Source organism: Planktothrix rubescens CCAP 1459/22 (assembly GCA_904830895.1).
Lineage (GTDB): Bacteria > Cyanobacteriota > Cyanobacteriia > Cyanobacteriales > Microcoleaceae > Planktothrix > Planktothrix agardhii.
On record LR882958.1, the window covers coordinates 765069 to 781997 of the forward strand.

Sequence of the window (16929 nt, forward strand, 5' to 3'; positions counted from 1 at the left end):
ATGAAAAACACAACCAGATTATTAATTATTTTAAATATAACGTTAATCTCTATTGCCTTACTTTGGGTCATTGGGGGAAATATTTATGCTCAACAGCAAAAGCAACCTATCGATCAATATTGGGATAATTTCTTTGAAAAAAAAATTGAAATAGTAAAAACCAATCAATCAGCTTTAAAACTCGAAAAATTAAGATCTATTAATTTTTTTAACAGGTTAAATGATAGGGAAGCAATAAAGTTATATTTAGAACATCAACTAGAAAATCAGTTAAAAACTATTGATATTACTCCTCAAAAAATACATCATATTTTAACTGATTTTGAGCCTAAAGTAACGGCAATTCGCCATCAAATTTTAACGAGTGATCCTCCTCAGTGGGGTACTGAAATCTATTTGAATCAGACTCGGGCAACTCCTTTACCTAGCTTTTTGTTCTTTGCTAATTTACAACAATTTTTAGCTTTAGATAGTTTAGATAAAATCCGTTCAGGTCAAATTCAAGAAGTTTTAGATAATTTAGAACTCAGTTGGAGAATCCGAGAATCCATTAGAAAACAACCCACATTAATTGCTCAACTTGTTTCTATAATTATAGATTCTTATTTGATTGGTTTATTTCGTAAGCTCGATTATGTACCTCCTGAATGGCAAGATCGCATTAATCAGTTATTGAATCAGGATTACTATAACTCTTTTTCGATCAGTAATGAGATGGAAGTATGGGCTGCATATAATAGTTTATCTAATTTGTCAATTTACTTTAAACTTATCAATAAAGATGATAACCAATCCCAAAATTCCCAAAATATTTTTGCTCAATTTATTTATTTATTCCATAAACCTTACGGAACGTTTTCAGCGATTGATCTTTTTAGAAAAAGACATTTATTTTTTCAATCTATCCCTAATAAAAATTTTTGTGATTTTGATTCTGAGAAATTTAAAAAACAATATGAACAACCTCTAGCATCATGGAATTTGATGAAAGGTGAGGAATCATTATTAACAAATCAATGGCCAAAATTATTCAGAAGATTAATTAATTGGGAACTAACACTCAAGATTATACAAGTAAAGGAAATTGCTGCAAAACAAGGCAAATGGCCGGAGAAAGTTCCTGGACTAGAAACTTCAATTTGTGAAGATCGTCAATGGATTTATAAGGTTTCTCCTGATGGTAAAACCATGTCAATTTCTTATAGTAAACCGCCTTCTTGGTGGCAAAAGCCAAAAACAGGAACAGTTGACTACCCTTTAAGTTATAGTAGCCAACAGATTCCTCGACTGAAACATAAGGAATGAAAAATAAATAAGGTGACTAATTGAGCAATAGTTTACAGTAGATCAAGGTTTCTAGGGTTTAATTGTGCAAGTTATTTATTTTTCATTCCTAATATGGAAGCGGAGCCTGATATTAGCATAAGTTCAGAGTATTAGAAACGAGGGAATCACCCTAATTTTAGGATTGCATCTCTCTAATCAATTTAGCATAAGTTTCCGAAGGGCGATCGCCTAAATGATCCTCAATTTCCCTTTCTGTACCCCGATTAAAATTAATACTAAATAACCCAAATCTGGGCGTATAAGACCCCCATTCATAATTATCCGTTAATGACCAGTGCATATAACCTAAAATCGGAATATTTTCCTTTAATAATTGTTGAATTTGACGAACATGAGCTTCTAAAAATTGGCTGCGATGCAGTTGGTCAGAGCGATGAGTGGCGATACTATTATCCGGTTTTCGACGTAACGCCATGCCATTTTCAGCAATTAAAATTGGAAGGTTATATTCCTGAGCATAATATTTACAGAAAAAAGATAATCCTTCTGGGAGCGCTCGCCAGTCCCACCATTTACTCGTAATTCCCGTCATTAACCAATTTCTTAACCCTTTAGTTTTAAATTCAAAATCAGAAAAAGACGGTAAACGGAAGGTATGGGCAATAAAAGGATCATAATAATCAATTGCTAGATAATCATAAACCTTTGGGCGAGGAGATAACATTAATTCTTGCCAATAATAGTCTAAATGTTTAAGATCAAAAGTTCGATGACCAACCCAATTTCCCGTCCAACGAGTTAACCGTCCCAATTGATAGGGAATATCTTTTTTAAAGGGTAAAGAAGCTCGACGCAAAGAGGTTTCTAAATGTTTAGCTTGAGCATAAGCATAATCTCTGATTTCCTTGGGTTTTATTTCTTTTTCCTGTGCGCCCAACAAATCCCAAATTACTTTTTCTGACCAATATAAATCACTACAATAGGTGTTTAAAGTCACCATAGGTTTGTTCCAGCCATATTTTTCATAAATATCATGAATAGAGTTATAAGCTCGAATATGAGCAGCTAATAAATGATTATAAGCTCGCCACACCGCCTTAATTCCGGTAAAATTTCCGGCGGGAAATTGACCACTTAAATAGGTATTTAAAACTAAAATATTCGGTTCATTAATAGTAATATACCAATGAATTGGCGGTTGTTGATGATAGTCGGTTAAACGTCGATTAATATGGGTAACAGTTACGGTTACATAATCAATAAAACAATCAATGGTTTCTGCGGATAACCAAGCATCTATTCCTAACCAGGCGGGATGGGTAAAATGATGTAAGGTAATAATAGGTTCTAAGCCATATTGACGACAGGTGGCAATGCGTTCGGCATAGTCATCTAAGACCTTAAAATCATAATGGGGGGCGGGAGAAATTTCGGCGGTTGTTATCGGTTGAATCCGACTCCATTCTAACCCTAAGCGAAAGGAATTTAACCCTAATTTTTGACAATTAGAAAAATCTTCCGGGTAGCGCGTCCAAAATTCAGAAGCGTTTCCAGTCCTCATTACTTTGCCTTTTTGTTCACTTTCTGACCAGTTATTTTGAGGTTGTCCCACACCATTATAACCTCCTTCACTTTGATAACCCGATGTGGCAACGCCCCATAAAAAGTTACTGTTATTAGTCAAAATTCAATCTCCCTTTGCACCTAAAAACTATTGCCTATTGCCTATTGCCTATTGCCTATTGCCTATTGCCTATTGCCTATTGTAATTTGTGATAAAATATTCTCAGCAATATTCAGAGCCGCCCGGGGTTCTCCTAATTCTAAAGCGGATGCTTGCATTTGGGATAATCTTTCTGAGTGGTTTAACAGAAACTTTACACAATGGGCAACCATTTCTGGCAATCTTAACTGCACTCCCGCCCCCGCCGCTACGATTAAATCAGCATTCCATTCTTCTTGACCCGGAAATGGGTCTACAATAATCATCGGTTTACCTCGTGCTAAAACTTCACTAACAATTAATCCCCCCGCTTTCGTAATTACTAAATCACTGGCTACGAGTAAATCATCAACATAATCAACTAATCCTAATTTTAGGAGTTCCGTTTCTGGGGTGGAGTTTAATTCTGTTAAGGAGTCTAAAAGTTGTTCATTCCGTCCTGCTACTACAATTATAGTGCCAACTTCTGAGGTATTCATCAGTTGAGAAACCATCAAACGTACCCGCTTATAATGTAATCCCCCGCCAAATATTGTAACTACAGGTTTGTCGGTTTTGAGTTGATAACGTTCTCGAATTTCAACTTGAGATTTAGTTTCTAATACTTCAAGTTTAATCGGGATTCCTGTGACATGAAGAATAGCCGGGTCAACTCCTCGTTTAATCAGAAAATCCGTAGTTAAATCATTGGGTAAATAATAACCATCGACTTCTTTATTAATCCAACTACTGTGAGCAATTACATCTGTAATTACCACATAATGGGGTTTTGAAATCCGTTCTTCTTCTTCTAATAGTTGCAATAAACGACTAGGAATTTGCTGTACACAAACAATAGCATCGGGATTAATTTCTTCAATCAAATGCCGCAGTTTTCTAAAAAAAACCCGCTCTATTTTAGCCGTAACAATATTTAATTCTAAAGACCGTTCTAAATCTTCTAAATCTGTTCCTTCATAATAGGCGCGATAAATTTGAGGAGCTTTTTCGCTCAATTGTTTATAAATACTGGTAACGGCATTTCGATAAATAGAACTGGCATACTCTAAGGCATCTTCTACCGTAACGGTAACATCTGGAAACTGGGAAAAAGCCTGATTTAATGCTTGTGCGGCACTATTATGTCCAGCCCCCAAAGAAGAAGATAAAATCAAGATATGGGTCATAATGAATTAAGAGTTGTGGTTTTTGAGTAGAGTATTATTGAAGGTAATGGGTAATGGGTAATGGGTAATATTAATTGATTGTTCGAGTGTTCTAATAATGATTAAACTGACTCAACTGATAACTGATAACTGTTAACTGATGACTGATGACTGATGACTGATAACTGTTTAAAAAATTTTCCCTATGGATAGGGTTGAATTATCTTTCCATCGCTTCTACAGACTTAGGAACTCCTGCACTTAATACTTCATACCCCCCAGAAGTTACTAAGACATCATCCTCAATTCTTACCCCAATTCCGTGCCAACATTCGGGAATTTCCGGTTGTCCTTCAACGGGTTTAATATTAGGAGAAATATAGATACCCGGTTCGACCGTTAGTATTTGTCCTGGTTGCAATGGTTGAGGATTTTCACCCCATTGATATACCCCCACATCATGCACATCTAAACCTAACCAATGTCCGGTTCGGTGCATATAAAAAGGTTTATATTTTTCTTCCTTAATAATTTCCTCAATATCTCCAACTAATAACCCTAAATCCATTAAACCTTCCACCAATACCCGCACCGCAGTATCATGAATATTTTTATAAGGATTTGCGGGTTTAACTTGTTCAATAGCGGCTAATTGGGCTTTTAAAACCAGTTGATAAATAATCTTTTGTTCTGGTGTAAACTTACCCCCAACTGGAAAAGTTCTGGTGATATCTCCATTATAATATTGATAACAACATCCCGCATCAATTAATAGTAAATCATTATTTTGTATTTGACAATTGTTTTCCACATAATGCAAAATACAAGCATTTTTCCCCGATGCCACAATCGAAGGATAGGCAACTGTTCCCCCATTTAAACCAAAAATATGTTCGATTTCTGCTTGAATTTCATACTCATAACGTCCGGGTTGAGCAAATTCCCTAGCATGGTTATGAGCTTTCACAGAAATTTCTATAGCTTTCCGCATTAACTCTAATTCAGTTTCACTTTTAATTAAACGGATGGGATGTAAAATATTACAAACATCCTCAATAGCAGTGGGCCCTGTACCATGTTTAGGATAAACTTTTAATAGCCGTTGCCAATGTTTTAAAATCTTTTCATTGAATTTTTCATCCCGTCCTAACCGATAATAAATCCGGTCGGCTTTTTGTAAATATTGGGGTAACTTTTCATCTAATTCATTAATAGGATAAACTGCATCCGCCCCATAAAGTTCTTTAGCTTTTTCTACCCCCGTAATATACCCTGACCAAGTTTCTTTTACTGGGTCTTGCGGTTGCACAAATAAAACAAATTTATGTTCTTCATGGTGAGGGGCAAAAACAGCAACGGCATTGGCTTCATTAAACCCAGTTAAATAGAAAAAATCACTATCTTGGCGAAAATTATATTCCACATCATTGTGCATAACTGCCATGGGCGCACTTCTGAAAATGGCAGTTCCCTGCTTAATATTTGCCATTAATTGTTCCCGTCGTTGCCGATATTCTGTTTGAGTAATCATCCTTTATCTCTCCTAAAATTGTAGTGAGGCGTTCACGCCTCAGAAACAGAAAGCCCTTACAAGATTGTTCACGCCTTGTGAAAGACAGCCCTGAAGGGCTTACTACGGGTGATAAAAAACAAGGGTAAAGCATAGCTTAACCCTCGTTAATTTTAAGTTAATTGTGACTGAAATTGAGATTAAATCACAGCCGCAAACCGTTCTTTTTCAGGAACTTCTGTGTACTCAGACACAATTTGCCGAAATTCATCGCCGTCGATGCTTTCTTTTTCAATCAAAAGATCCACTAACCGATCAATTACTGCTCGGTTTTCCTGAATAATTTGACAGGCTCGCTGATAACAATGTTCGGCAATAGTACGAATTTGACTATCAATGCGAGAGGCGATTTCATTAGAATATTCCGTGCGAGTGGCAAAGTCCCGACCTAAGAAAACTTCCTGTTGAGATTCTAAGGACAATGGCCCCAAATCCGACATTCCGTAACGAGTTACCATCTGCCGTGCCATGCCCGCAACCTGCTGTAAATCGCCTCCAGCGCCCGTTGTAACTTCCGAATCACCAAAAATGATATCTTCAGCCGCCCGACCGCCCAAGGCCCCAGTAATCCGGGCTAGGATTTGGGAACGGGAAATCAAGCCTTGATCTTCATCGGGCATAAACCAAGTTAAACCCTGGGCTTGACCCCGGGGAATTAACGTGACTTTCTGCACCGGATCATGTTCTTTGATTAGGGTTCCAACGATCGCATGACCGACTTCGTGGTAAGCAATTAATCGTTTGCTCTTGCCATCAATTAAGGGGGTTCCTTCCATCCCGGCAATTACCCGATCCACCGCATCATCAATTTCGATCATGGTCATGCCTTCTTTGCGACGGCGGGCGGTTAAAATTGCGGCTTCGTTGAGCAGGTTGGCTAAGTCAGCCCCGGTAAACCCAGGCGTCCGACGGGCAATCGCTTCTAAGGAAACTTCCTCGGAAATTTTCTTATTGCGGGCGTGAACTTCCAATACCGCTAAACGGCCCTTAATATCCGGCGCGTCCACGGTAATTTGGCGGTCAAACCGACCCGGACGTAAGAGGGCGGAGTCGAGAACATCAGGGCGGTTAGTGGCGGCAATAATAATAATTCCGGTATTGCCCTCAAACCCGTCCATTTCCGTTAATAATTGGTTCAGGGTTTGTTCCCGTTCGTCATTTCCCCCGCCAATACCTGCACCCCGTTGACGACCAACGGCGTCAATTTCATCAATAAAGACGATACAAGGGGCGGTTTCTTTGGCTTTTTTGAATAGGTCACGGACGCGGGACGCGCCCACACCCACAAACATTTCCACAAATTCCGAACCGGAGATACTGAAAAAGGGAACTCCGGCTTCTCCGGCGATCGCTTTAGCTAATAAAGTTTTACCCGTCCCTGGAGGGCCAACTAATAATACCCCTTTGGGAATTCTAGCCCCGACTGCGGTAAACCTTTCGGGTTTTTTCAGGAAAGTAACGACTTCTTGTAATTCTTCTTTGGCTTCTTCTACCCCAGCCACATCATCAAATAAAACTCCGGTTTTAGCGTCCATTTGAAATTTAGCCTTGGACTTGCCAAAGTTCATGGCTTGACCGGGGCCACCGGGAACGTTATTGGAGCGACGGAATAAGAAGAATAGACCTGCAATTAATAAAATCGGGAAGATCAGATTTCCCAATAGTCCCCAGAGGGCGCCATCATTGCGAGGGGGGTGGGTATCAAAACTAATTTGGGACTCTCTTAACCGGGCGATCAATTCTGGGGCGTTATTGGGTAAGTCCACCCGCAGTCTTTGAACTCGGTTATCGAGTTGGGGATCGACCGCATCGACAATGGCCGTGCGTCCGCCATCATAGAGTTCTACACTGGTGACACGACCCGCATTCAGATAGTCTAAGAAACGACCATAGCTCATGCGGGTGCTGGCGGTGTTTTTGCCGAATTCTGCGGGGGCTGTGGCAAAAGCTCCTTGCCAGACAAAAAACCCGATGACTAAGGCGGGTAAAGTCCAAAGCAGTATGGTTTTCCAGGATGTTTTCATAAATTGCGTTGCCCTATGGTGTGGAATATAGAATTTGCGATCGCTTTTTGTTATTCATAATCTTAACTAAATTTAACGTAATATTTCAGTATCAGGCAACTGACTTCCTTAAAATTGTGGTAATAGCTAGGGATGCCATAGAATCAGACAATGGGTGCGTCCATCCGGTTTTCAACAAGACTTCCGGTAAGACCTCAATTTGATCAGAAAACTCAAAAGTTGTTATTTTCGATCATTAACTTGGTTTTCAATTGAGTACAACCCAGTAGCTATAATGATTACAGGGTTTAGCAGACTCGGTTGCTGCTGTAGTTCTCTCCAAAGAGAACCCAAAATCCCAGATTTTACTGATTGTTTGTTGTCGGTTTCTTGAAAGTAGGTAAAATTGGCAACAGATAAGGCATTATATATTTTGAATCTCCGTGAGGTAACATATTCCGATGCAAGAAGGTGGTAACAGACAGCCCGGACAACCAGTCGCCGCAGCCGCAGCGGCTGCAATGCTGAATCGGCAAACGCCGACAGCAGGCAAAAAAACGATTTTAAGTATTGATTTAGGACGGACATCGACAAAGGCTTCCACCAGTCGTAACCCGAATGAAGTCGTTTTTATTCCTTCCAATATCAAAGCACTGACGGTGGATACCGCTAGAGGCGGTGGCTTTGAGTCGAAAAATACCGATCCGCTTCTGGATATTTGGGTGGAATATCAGGGCATGGGTTATGCCGTGGGTCAACTCGCGGCTGACTTTGGAGCCAGTTTGTTCAAAGATGGTTCTGATTCCCCTTCCAAAGTTGATGATGCTTTAATTAAACTTTTTGCTTGTATCGGCTACTTCAAGTTACAAGGCGACATTGATGTTGTTCTAGGACTGCCTTTCTATTCTCAATCACAATTTGAGCAAGAGAAGGAACACATCACCCGATTACTCAGTGGCGGCCACGAGATGCTCTATCGGGGCGAAAAGATCTCCGTTAATGTTACTACGGTTCGGATCATGCCTGAAGGCTATGGCAGCTTGATTTGGCTGGAAGCTCAAGGCGGCCAAGGAGTTCCCAATTTTGCTGATCTCTCTGTGGCGATTGTAGATGTCGGTCATCAAACCACCGATTTCTTAACGGTTGATCGCTTCCGTTTTGCCAGGGGGGTTTCCCAAAGTGACACCTTTGCTATGGGTAAATTCTATGAAGAAGTGGCGAGTAAAATTGAAGGCGCCGATAGTCAGTCTCTATACTTACTTGAAGCTGTTCATAAACCCGCCGGAGAACGGTTATATCGTCCTCGTGGAGCCGTTAAACCTTTTAACTTAGATGATATTGTGCCGGAATTACGGAAAAATTTTGCCCGGGATTTATCCGATCGCGTTGTTAAATGGTTACCTGAACGGGTAACGGATGTGGTCGTAACCGGGGGCGGTGGCGAATTTTTCTGGGAAGATCTACAACCTCTGCTCAAAAACGCAGGTCTAAGAGCCCATTTAGTTCAACCTTCGCGTAAAGCTAATGCTTTAGGACAGTATGTCTACGGTGAAGCTCAGTTAGCCCGACGTTAATTTTCTTAGTTCAACCCGTCCTGAACTCAGTTTCACTGGGCAAGGGCGGGTTTAATTTTGGTTCTGGGGCATCCCGATTCTGATACACTAACAAAGGGTGATTCTGGTTAATTATTGTTTGGATCAAAATTTTCCAGGCTCCAAACTCAATAATGGGATAACTGTAGGTCTGGATTTATATTATGCTGTGGCCAAATCGCAAACAAACTCAGTCGGTAACATTCACGGAAGATGCCGCAGATCAGACATTATTAGATGCCATTGAACAGGAATTATCCCAGGCAAAGTATCAAACGTTTAGCAATCTTTGTAAACAAGCTCTGTGGCAATTCCTATTATTATCTAAATCCGAACCCACATCCCCACCACTAGCGTCGGAGACTCCTAACCCTAATTCACCTCAAGTTTTACCTATTTTACCTAATTTACAGCCCCTTGAAGAACGGTTATTCGAAATTAAAAATAAATTAACAGATTTAGAAAAAAAGGTACTAGCTGACGATGGAACTAAGATAGAAAAATTGGAGACTCAATTCCATCAGTTAACCCAACAAGTGACGCAATTACAAACATCAATTAACCAAAAATTAACTGAAATTGCCACAGGTTTAGAAACGGTTAAATCTCAACCTGTGATCATCATGGAGTCAAAACCTCCCCAACCAGAACCAGAACCCGTTTCCCAAGAAGCGATGGCAGAAGTTGATCCTTTACTTAAACGTTTAGGTTCTTTATTAGATGATTTTTAGGGAATAGGGAATAGGGAACAGGGAACAGGGAATAGGTAATAGGTAATAGGTAATGGGTAATAGGTAATAGGTAATGGGTAATAGGTAATGGGTAATAGAAAAAAAGAATGTACTTTTTATTATTTATGATTCCCCACTTTTTAGGAGAATAAACTCTCCTAATATTTGGCGTTGAGCCTCTAATAATTCTTTAATTCCTAGTTCAGCAAAATCCAAAATTTTATTGAGTTTTTCTCGATTAAAACTACCAGATTCCGCAGTACCTTGGATTTCAATAATTTCTAATTCTTCGGTCATTACCAAATTAAAATCAATATCGGCGGCCACATCTTCGGGATAATTCAAATCTAAATAGGGTTCTCCTTCTAATAGTCCCACAGAAATCGCAGCAATTTGATGACAGATGGGTAATTGTTGCAGTTGTCCTTTTTCAACTAATGTATTTAAGGCATCAACTAGCGCCACAAACCCCCCGGTAATAGCCGTAGTTCGCGTTCCTGCATCCGCTTGAATTACATCGGTATCAACCGTAATGGTAAATTCTCCTAATGCTTTTAAATCCACCGCAGCCCTTAAACTACGTCCAATTAATCGTTGAATTTCTTGAGTTCTTCCTGATAATTTTAACAATTCTCTCGGTTGACGTTGGTGTGTTGCCCCAGGTAACATTCGATATTCTGCGGTTAACCATCCCTGTCCTGTATGCTGTAAAAATTTAGGCACTCCCGGCTCAATACTAACGGTACATAAGACTTTTGTATCCCCACTTTTTGCTAACACAGAACCCGGGGGAAAACGAGTAAAATTCCGTTCAAAACTTACAGGACGAAGTTGATTTGGTTCTCTATGATCAGGACGTTTCCACATAATTAATTAAAAGTAATTGTAGTCAGCCCTTTAGGGCTGTATTATATTAATTGAGACGTTGACAAATCTCTTGATAAATTTGTTCTGGAGATTGCTCCCCATTAATATCTAAAAGACGATTGGTGAGTTCATAATATTCTAAAATGGGAACTGTACGTTGATAAAATAACTCAATACGACGTTCAATAATTCCCAGTTGATCATCAGCCCTTGAACGCTCTAAAGAACGCCTTTTTAATACCATTTCTGGTACATTAAAATAAATCGCCCAATTTAACTGTTGTTCTAAATCTTCTAATAAAAAATCCAATTCTTCCGCCTGAAATGAGGTACGGGGATAACCGTCTAAAAGCCAACCCTTCGCCACCGCAGGTTCTAACAATTGTTGACGGACAAATTGAATCATAATTTCGTCTGGGACTAACTCGCCTTTTTCTACATAGGGTTTAGCTTGTTGACCCAATTCCGTATCAGAAATGATCCTTTGTCTCAAAATCTGACCCATATCTAAGCAAGGAATACCCAAATCACTACATAACAGTTTGGCTTGAGTTCCCTTTCCTGCTCCTGGGCCACCTAGAATCACCAGTCTCACAATATTTAGCTCCTCCGATGTTCAAATTTAACCATTTTTTAAATCCATGATTTAATTTCCTCCTTTAACCATTCCCAAAACCGATGTCGGATTTAATAAAAATGATGCCCCTTTTTGAGTAATTTCTTCAGAAAGATGTATCTGTTTTAAGGTGACTAAGCCATCATTAATATATAAATCTCTTACCATCGCCTTGTCTCCAGAATTAAAAACAGTCTCATAAAAGACTTCCTTAATTCCTGTAGAAATAATTAATTTTAAACAGGAAATACAAGGTTCTAAGGTAACATAAATACTTCCCCCATTACAACAAATTCCATGTTTTGCCGCCTGTGCGATCGCATTTGCTTCTGCGTGAACCGCCCGGGAAGGTAACACCGAACTGGCATCACAGGTGCTTAACCCCGGATAACAATAGCCTTGGGTGGTACAGTGAATGGAACCAGAAGGCGATCCATTATAACCTGTAGCCAGCATTTGTCGGTCTTTAACAATTACTGCACCCACGGGAAAGACTAAACAGGTGGAGCGCGTAGCCACCAATTTAGCCATCATCATAAAATACTCATCCCAAGTCGGTCGCAGGGGCGGTTTATAGTTTTCTGGTAAGTCTTCCATGCTAATAAAATAATAGAAATTAGTGGGGTTTTGTGGAGATTAATCCCGTAGACCCAAATCCATTATCGCTTCTTTTGGTATCACTTAACTGTTGAACTTCTTGAATCTCTACCCGCAAAACCGGGGCGATCACCATTTGAGCAATTTTCATGCCTTTTGTAATATTAAAGGATGTTTTGCCATGATTAATCAAAATTACTCCGATTTCTCCCCGATATCCGGCATCAATAGTTCCGGGGGCATTCAGAACTGTGATTTGATGTTTTAAGGCTAAACCACTTCTAGGTCTAATTTGGGCTTCTGTTCCTGGGGGTAATTCAATTGCAATTCCGGTGGGAATTAATTGACTTTCTCCTGGGGAAATTGTGGTATTAGCGATCGCAAATAAATCCAATCCCGCATCCCCAATATGAGCATATTGAGGTAAAATTGCGGTTTCATTCAGTTTTACAATGTTTAATTTCATATTTAAAGGGAATAGGGAACAGCCCCCCCAAACCCCCCGTGCACGGGGGCTAGGGGGGGAGGGAACAGGGAATAGGGAATAACTGATGACTGATGACTGATGACTGATGACTGATGACTGATAACTGATAACTGATGACTGATGACTGAATTACGGTGCTAGTCGAGCTTTTCCGAGTCGAGTATGTTCATACCATTTAGCAATTTCTGGAACCCATTCTTCAACATGAGGCCAAATTAAATCACAGAGTTTTTGAATTTCTAACTGGGCATCTTTTTTAAACCGTAAATCCAGAAAATGTAATAACGCCCTCAAGGTAAAACTAACCACAAAATGTTGACGATAATCAAAGGGAACTTTGCCCCTGGCGTGTTCTTCGGACATTCCATTATCAATATCAATTTTATAGCGTTTTGCGGCTTCTAAACACCAGTTTAAATCCTGTTGACGTTGTTCAGGAGAATAGTAGTATTTTTTGCCTTGGCGATCGCTATAATTTCCCACAGGTCTTAAATAAAACGCATCTTCAATATTACCTTTACCCTCAGCTATTGCTAATACTTTCCCCGAAGTATAGCGGTAAGAGTTGTGAACAACCACCCCATTAGCAACAAAATTATGATGAGGAGCAGCCATGACTAAATCATAAGTTGGCTCTATTCCAACATATTCAATGGAAACAATTTTAACGGGATGAGCGCATAACGGATTTTTCTGATCCTGTTTATGATGTCTGGTATGACAAGGCGAACACAGAACTTCTAAGTTAGTTTGATCAAAAGCTAGTTCTGGATGCTGGGAAACTTCTAAAATATGATGGATAGAAAGCCTTCTTGTTCCTCCACATCGAGCGCATTTTTCACCCTTTTCTTCAAGAATTCGCTGACGGTTAGATTTAAGCCAATGATAAACCCGCTTTTCCACAGGTAAATCAGGTTTCCAAGACGGATGATCTTCTCCCTTTAGAATTGTACCATTTTCAACCCTTTGCGCTGTAATTGATCTCCCATGATTTGCCCTCCGTTCTCGTTCTTCTTCAGAAATATTAATCTTATATTTTAACCCTTGGTTCCATTGTTTTTTCTGCCAGGTTAACTCATAATAGTAAGCCCATTTTTTGACAGTTTCCACCGAACATCCAACCAGAGCCGCGACTTCTTTCGGAGTCAGTCCTTCAGAAAACTTTGACTCTAACCATTCTTTATTTTGATAAGTCTGATCTGCATTTTTTAACGGTTGACCATTAACAAGCACCTCAGAACCAACCCCAAGTTGAGCTAAAATCCGCCAACCATAAGGGGTTAATATTTTATGGTTTTGAGTACATTTCAACTGTTTGCCATCGGCAAGGGTGACTTGATAAACGGGATTAAACCCATTAAAAATGATATCCTCAATATGATTATAAGTAAAGGTATTATTATCTTCATTTAAGCTACGAACCCGCATTTTTTTAATCCGGTTTTTACAATCCCGTCGATAGAAACCTGGGGGTTCATCATTTCTACCCTTGATCTTACGTTCTCGAATTGCTTGCTCTCCATGATGCCAGAGATCATAAAGTTCACCAATCGTCTTTTTTAACTTTTTAGAACTTTCACCGTCAATATTGACAAAAGTAATAACAACCTCTGCCGAAAGACACTGAACATCAAAACTGATGCCGATCCGATGAGTTCTAGCTTGCTGCATAACACTATGGGGAAAATAACCACAACCCAAGACAATTTGACAGTGTTCTAAGGGCCCATAATGTCCCCTTTCCCCCGCTAATAAACGCTTGACAATAACCTCCCCAGCTTTTTCTTCAGACGGCCAAGATTCTCGTTCCGCGACAACAAACTGATCGCTATAATCTTGGTGCATGGCAGCATAAATAACTTGCTGAGGAAAAGGAGTTTTAGCAATAACTTCTACACGAAATCGATCCATTTATGATTAAATCTTTAATAGTTTAAGCATCTAATATTAAAGCACTAAATGGATCAATTTGATATATTTTAAGATTAATAACAGGATTCTTATTAATTATGCTTTCAGACAAATTTACCGCCGCCTTGGTTTACGCCACCGAACTCCACGCCAAGCAAATTCGTAAGGGTTCGGGAGTTCCCTATATTGCCCATCTATTGGGAGTTGCCAGTATTACCTTAGAATATGGTGCTAACAAGGAAAAATTCAACAAATTGGTGATCCCCAAACCGATCAATATTCTATTCAATTTCAAGTCCCCATTCACCATCGGATTCATCCAGGCGATCGCCTAACGGTCAAACTAGATTTTAACCAGATCTTAATTTTTGATTCCGCAACGGGTCAGACTCTCTATCCCTAAACTATTTGTGAGGTGCGTAAGGCGAAACTGCACGCATCACCAAACCTTTAATTTTGTATCTAAATGAACTGAAATTCTTGACAAACTATGATTTTTAGATTAGCTTATAAACATACTTCCTAGACTCAAAAAATAAGCAATTTAAACCGATAAATCAGTAAAGAAAGTTTAACTAATATTGACTTTTATTAAATTAGTAAAAATTTTTAAACTCTGAATAAAAAATATTTTATTTTCCTGATTTTGAATCATACTGAATAACAAATCTCTAGTCTATCCAAGCCGTAGGTTGTCCGGTGGGGAAAGCGGAATCGTTAACCATTGGGTTGTTTAATCCTCATCCTCATCCTCATCCTCATCCTCTATCCTACAGATCAGGAAAATTCCCCATCACCCTAAAACTAATATGATGCTTTTAAACCAACCTACTCTTAAGCAGAATGAGTCTGGAATTAATAATCAGTACGATATTTTTCCGATTAGTTGCTCAACCCTAGATGTCAGAGCATTAATCACTCAAATTTTAAATCACTATCCGATTGATACCGTCGAAAAATGTAAATTTTGGCATCGAGGATTAAGTGATGTTTATTCGGTAAAAACTCAAACTACGCGCTATTTTTTGAGAATTTCCCATCAACATTGGCGCTGTCAGGATGAAATTAATTTTGAGGTAGAATTGCTGGATTTTTTGCATGAATATCAACTTCCCGTTGCTTATCCGATCAGGACAAAAAATGGACAATTATTTTTTGAAATTAATGCTCCTGAAGGAAAACGATATGCGGTGTTATTTGTCAATGCTCCGGGTCAAATTGCGATCGGAGATTTGAATGTTAGCCAAAGTTTAAAATTAGGTGAAACCGTTGCTAAAATTCATCAAGTTTCTTTAAATTTTAGACCATCTGTTCAACGTCAACCTTTAACCTTAGATTATTTATTAGAGAGTTCATTAGTGGCGATCGCACCCTATTTAAAAAATCGACCCAAGGATTTAAACTACTTAGTAGAAGTTGTATTTCAACTGAAAACTCAATTACAAAAATTACCTAAAATTCCTCCCTTATGGGGGATTTGTTGGGGTGATCCCCATAGTGGAAATACTCATTTCACCACCGATGAACAAATTACCCTATTTGACTTTGATCAATGTGGATATGGGTGGCGCTCTTTTGATATTGCTAAGTTTTTACAAGTATCGTTACAGTCAGGACTCAGTAAAAAAGTTCGTGAGGCTTTTATACTCGGTTATGAAGAAATTAACCCCTTAATAGAACTAGAAAAAAGCCTGATTCAAGAGTTAACTGAAACGGCCCATATCTGGGCTTGGGCGATTAGTATTATTAACGCTGAACATTTTAATTATAGCCGTTTAGATACTTGCTATTTTACTCGACATTTAGAACAGTTAAAACGCTTACATTCTCCAGACTGGCAATAAAGAATGGGTAATGGGTAATGGGGAACAGAAAATTAGTTTACTATTAGTCGGGGAGAAATCCACAACTTATTTCAATAATGCGATCGCTGTTTAATTTAAAGGTAAGATATCTTCCTCCAGAAAATGAATATCCTAGAAATTGGTTTTCTCCATCAATATAAGGTTCTTTTTCTCCATAAACCTCTAATATTCGCTGGAGAGAATCCCCAACACGAACCTGATCAGGAGTTACTAAATTGGGATCGGTAGTGGTTAAAACCGCAATTGTTTCGTCTCCCACTCCCACAATTAAATTAGGATAGACCAGTTGGCGATAGGTTTTATAGTTCCCAGGAGGATATTTGCGAATTTGAAGCGGTGTTCCTAAAATATCTAATTTTGACGCTACATCTCCTAAACGGAATTGTCCTAAACCAAGTTCTTTTTCTGGTAAAGGAATAGCCATACTCGCAGAAGTTTTAAAGGGAATATGGAGATAATTATAACTCGGAATTAAACCTATTATTCCACTTGCTAATATGAGAAAACTCAGGATAAATTTTAGATGGTTTTGCAT

The 16929-nt window shown here is 39.0% G+C and carries 14 protein-coding genes and 2 pseudogenes; 5 read left to right on the plus strand and 11 right to left on the minus strand.

The annotated features are described in order from the left end of the window. Nucleotides 1-1305 carry a hypothetical protein gene (locus tag NMG86_RS03750; RefSeq protein WP_026795791.1) on the plus strand — a complete coding sequence of 435 codons (1305 nt, stop codon included), beginning with the start codon at nucleotides 1-3 and terminating at the stop codon, nucleotides 1303-1305. 157 nt (nucleotides 1306-1462) lie between these two features. Here NMG86_RS03750 and NMG86_RS03755 read toward each other — a convergent pair whose 3' ends face one another. The 5 genes and pseudogenes from NMG86_RS03755 to ftsH2 form a co-directional block, all read right to left on the minus strand. Next, complete coding sequence (locus tag NMG86_RS03755) at nucleotides 1463-2287, minus strand: family 1 glycosylhydrolase (protein WP_420884300.1); 825 nt, start codon at nucleotides 2285-2287, stop codon at nucleotides 1463-1465. A 30-nt stretch (nucleotides 2288-2317) separates the two neighbouring features. Beyond that, nucleotides 2318-2971: pseudogene (locus NMG86_RS03760) on the minus strand (family 1 glycosylhydrolase); the annotation flags it as partial. Nucleotides 2972-3033: 62 nt separating this feature from the next. Beyond that, nucleotides 3034-4176, minus strand: a complete 1143-nt coding sequence (locus tag NMG86_RS03765) for an MGDG synthase family glycosyltransferase (RefSeq protein ID WP_026797043.1) — start codon at nucleotides 4174-4176, stop codon at nucleotides 3034-3036. Nucleotides 4177-4375: 199 nt separating this feature from the next. Then, on the minus strand, nucleotides 4376-5686 hold the full coding sequence (locus NMG86_RS03770; RefSeq protein ID WP_026788730.1) for an aminopeptidase P N-terminal domain-containing protein: 1311 nt from the start codon (nucleotides 5684-5686) through the stop codon (nucleotides 4376-4378). Between the two features lie 179 nt (nucleotides 5687-5865). Next, on the minus strand, nucleotides 5866-7749 hold the full coding sequence (gene ftsH2, locus NMG86_RS03775) for an ATP-dependent zinc metalloprotease FtsH2 (protein WP_026797044.1): 1884 nt from the start codon (nucleotides 7747-7749) through the stop codon (nucleotides 5866-5868). Between the two features lie 440 nt (nucleotides 7750-8189). On the opposite strand from ftsH2, the gene fcmB reads away from it, so the two are divergent. Then, nucleotides 8190-9302, plus strand: coding sequence for a filament morphology actin-like protein FcmB (gene fcmB / locus NMG86_RS03780; protein ID WP_026797045.1), 1113 nt, complete (start codon nucleotides 8190-8192; stop codon nucleotides 9300-9302). Between the two features lie 182 nt (nucleotides 9303-9484). After that, a complete protein-coding gene (gene fcmC, locus NMG86_RS03785; protein WP_026797046.1) occupies nucleotides 9485-10051 on the plus strand; it encodes a filament morphology membrane protein FcmC in 567 nt (188 codons plus the stop codon). Nucleotides 10052-10174: 123 nt separating this feature from the next. Here the strand turns inward: fcmC and rph are convergent, their stop codons facing one another. From rph to NMG86_RS03810, 5 genes are all read right to left on the minus strand, one after another. After that, on the minus strand, nucleotides 10175-10921 hold the full coding sequence (rph, locus tag NMG86_RS03790) for a ribonuclease PH (protein WP_026788734.1): 747 nt from the start codon (nucleotides 10919-10921) through the stop codon (nucleotides 10175-10177). A 43-nt stretch (nucleotides 10922-10964) separates the two neighbouring features. Then, nucleotides 10965-11513 carry an adenylate kinase gene (locus NMG86_RS03795; protein WP_026788735.1) on the minus strand — a complete coding sequence of 183 codons (549 nt, stop codon included), beginning with the start codon at nucleotides 11511-11513 and terminating at the stop codon, nucleotides 10965-10967. 51 nt (nucleotides 11514-11564) lie between these two features. After that, on the minus strand, nucleotides 11565-12131 hold the full coding sequence (locus NMG86_RS03800) for a deoxycytidylate deaminase (RefSeq protein WP_026788736.1): 567 nt from the start codon (nucleotides 12129-12131) through the stop codon (nucleotides 11565-11567). Nucleotides 12132-12150: 19 nt separating this feature from the next. Further along, a complete protein-coding gene (dut, locus tag NMG86_RS03805; RefSeq protein ID WP_026797047.1) occupies nucleotides 12151-12597 on the minus strand; it encodes a dUTP diphosphatase in 447 nt (148 codons plus the stop codon). A gap of 150 nt (nucleotides 12598-12747) precedes the next feature. Next, nucleotides 12748-14529, minus strand: coding sequence for an FAD-dependent thymidylate synthase (locus NMG86_RS03810; protein ID WP_026788738.1), 1782 nt, complete (start codon nucleotides 14527-14529; stop codon nucleotides 12748-12750). 98 nt (nucleotides 14530-14627) lie between these two features. Between NMG86_RS03810 and NMG86_RS03815 the strand changes: the two are divergent. Continuing rightward, nucleotides 14628-14774 (plus strand): annotated as a pseudogene (locus NMG86_RS03815) (phosphohydrolase); the annotation flags it as partial. A gap of 564 nt (nucleotides 14775-15338) precedes the next feature. Next, on the plus strand, nucleotides 15339-16373 hold the full coding sequence (locus tag NMG86_RS03820) for a phosphotransferase (RefSeq protein ID WP_026797048.1): 1035 nt from the start codon (nucleotides 15339-15341) through the stop codon (nucleotides 16371-16373). A gap of 43 nt (nucleotides 16374-16416) precedes the next feature. Here NMG86_RS03820 and NMG86_RS03825 read toward each other — a convergent pair whose 3' ends face one another. Continuing rightward, nucleotides 16417-16929: a hypothetical protein gene (locus NMG86_RS03825; RefSeq protein WP_026797049.1), complete on the minus strand. Its 513-nt coding sequence runs from the start codon at nucleotides 16927-16929 to the stop codon at nucleotides 16417-16419.

Excerpts from the sequence above, each read along its gene's own strand:
- NMG86_RS03750 (WP_026795791.1), top strand. The coding sequence starts at position 1 with ATGAAAAACACAACCAGATTATTAATTATTTTAAATATAACGTTAATC.
- NMG86_RS03755 (WP_420884300.1), bottom strand. The coding sequence starts at position 2,287 with ATGGTGACTTTAAACACCTATTGTAGTGATTTATATTGGTCAGAAAAA.
- NMG86_RS03765 (WP_026797043.1), bottom strand. The coding sequence starts at position 4,176 with ATGACCCATATCTTGATTTTATCTTCTTCTTTGGGGGCTGGACATAAT.
- NMG86_RS03770 (WP_026788730.1), bottom strand. The coding sequence starts at position 5,686 with ATGATTACTCAAACAGAATATCGGCAACGACGGGAACAATTAATGGCA.
- ftsH2 (WP_026797044.1), bottom strand. The coding sequence starts at position 7,749 with ATGAAAACATCCTGGAAAACCATACTGCTTTGGACTTTACCCGCCTTA.
- fcmB (WP_026797045.1), top strand. The coding sequence starts at position 8,190 with ATGCAAGAAGGTGGTAACAGACAGCCCGGACAACCAGTCGCCGCAGCC.
- fcmC (WP_026797046.1), top strand. The coding sequence starts at position 9,485 with ATGCTGTGGCCAAATCGCAAACAAACTCAGTCGGTAACATTCACGGAA.
- NMG86_RS03800 (WP_026788736.1), bottom strand. The coding sequence starts at position 12,131 with ATGGAAGACTTACCAGAAAACTATAAACCGCCCCTGCGACCGACTTGG.
- dut (WP_026797047.1), bottom strand. The coding sequence starts at position 12,597 with ATGAAATTAAACATTGTAAAACTGAATGAAACCGCAATTTTACCTCAA.
- NMG86_RS03810 (WP_026788738.1), bottom strand. The coding sequence starts at position 14,529 with ATGGATCGATTTCGTGTAGAAGTTATTGCTAAAACTCCTTTTCCTCAG.
- NMG86_RS03820 (WP_026797048.1), top strand. The coding sequence starts at position 15,339 with ATGATGCTTTTAAACCAACCTACTCTTAAGCAGAATGAGTCTGGAATT.
- NMG86_RS03825 (WP_026797049.1), bottom strand. The coding sequence starts at position 16,929 with ATGCAAAACCATCTAAAATTTATCCTGAGTTTTCTCATATTAGCAAGT.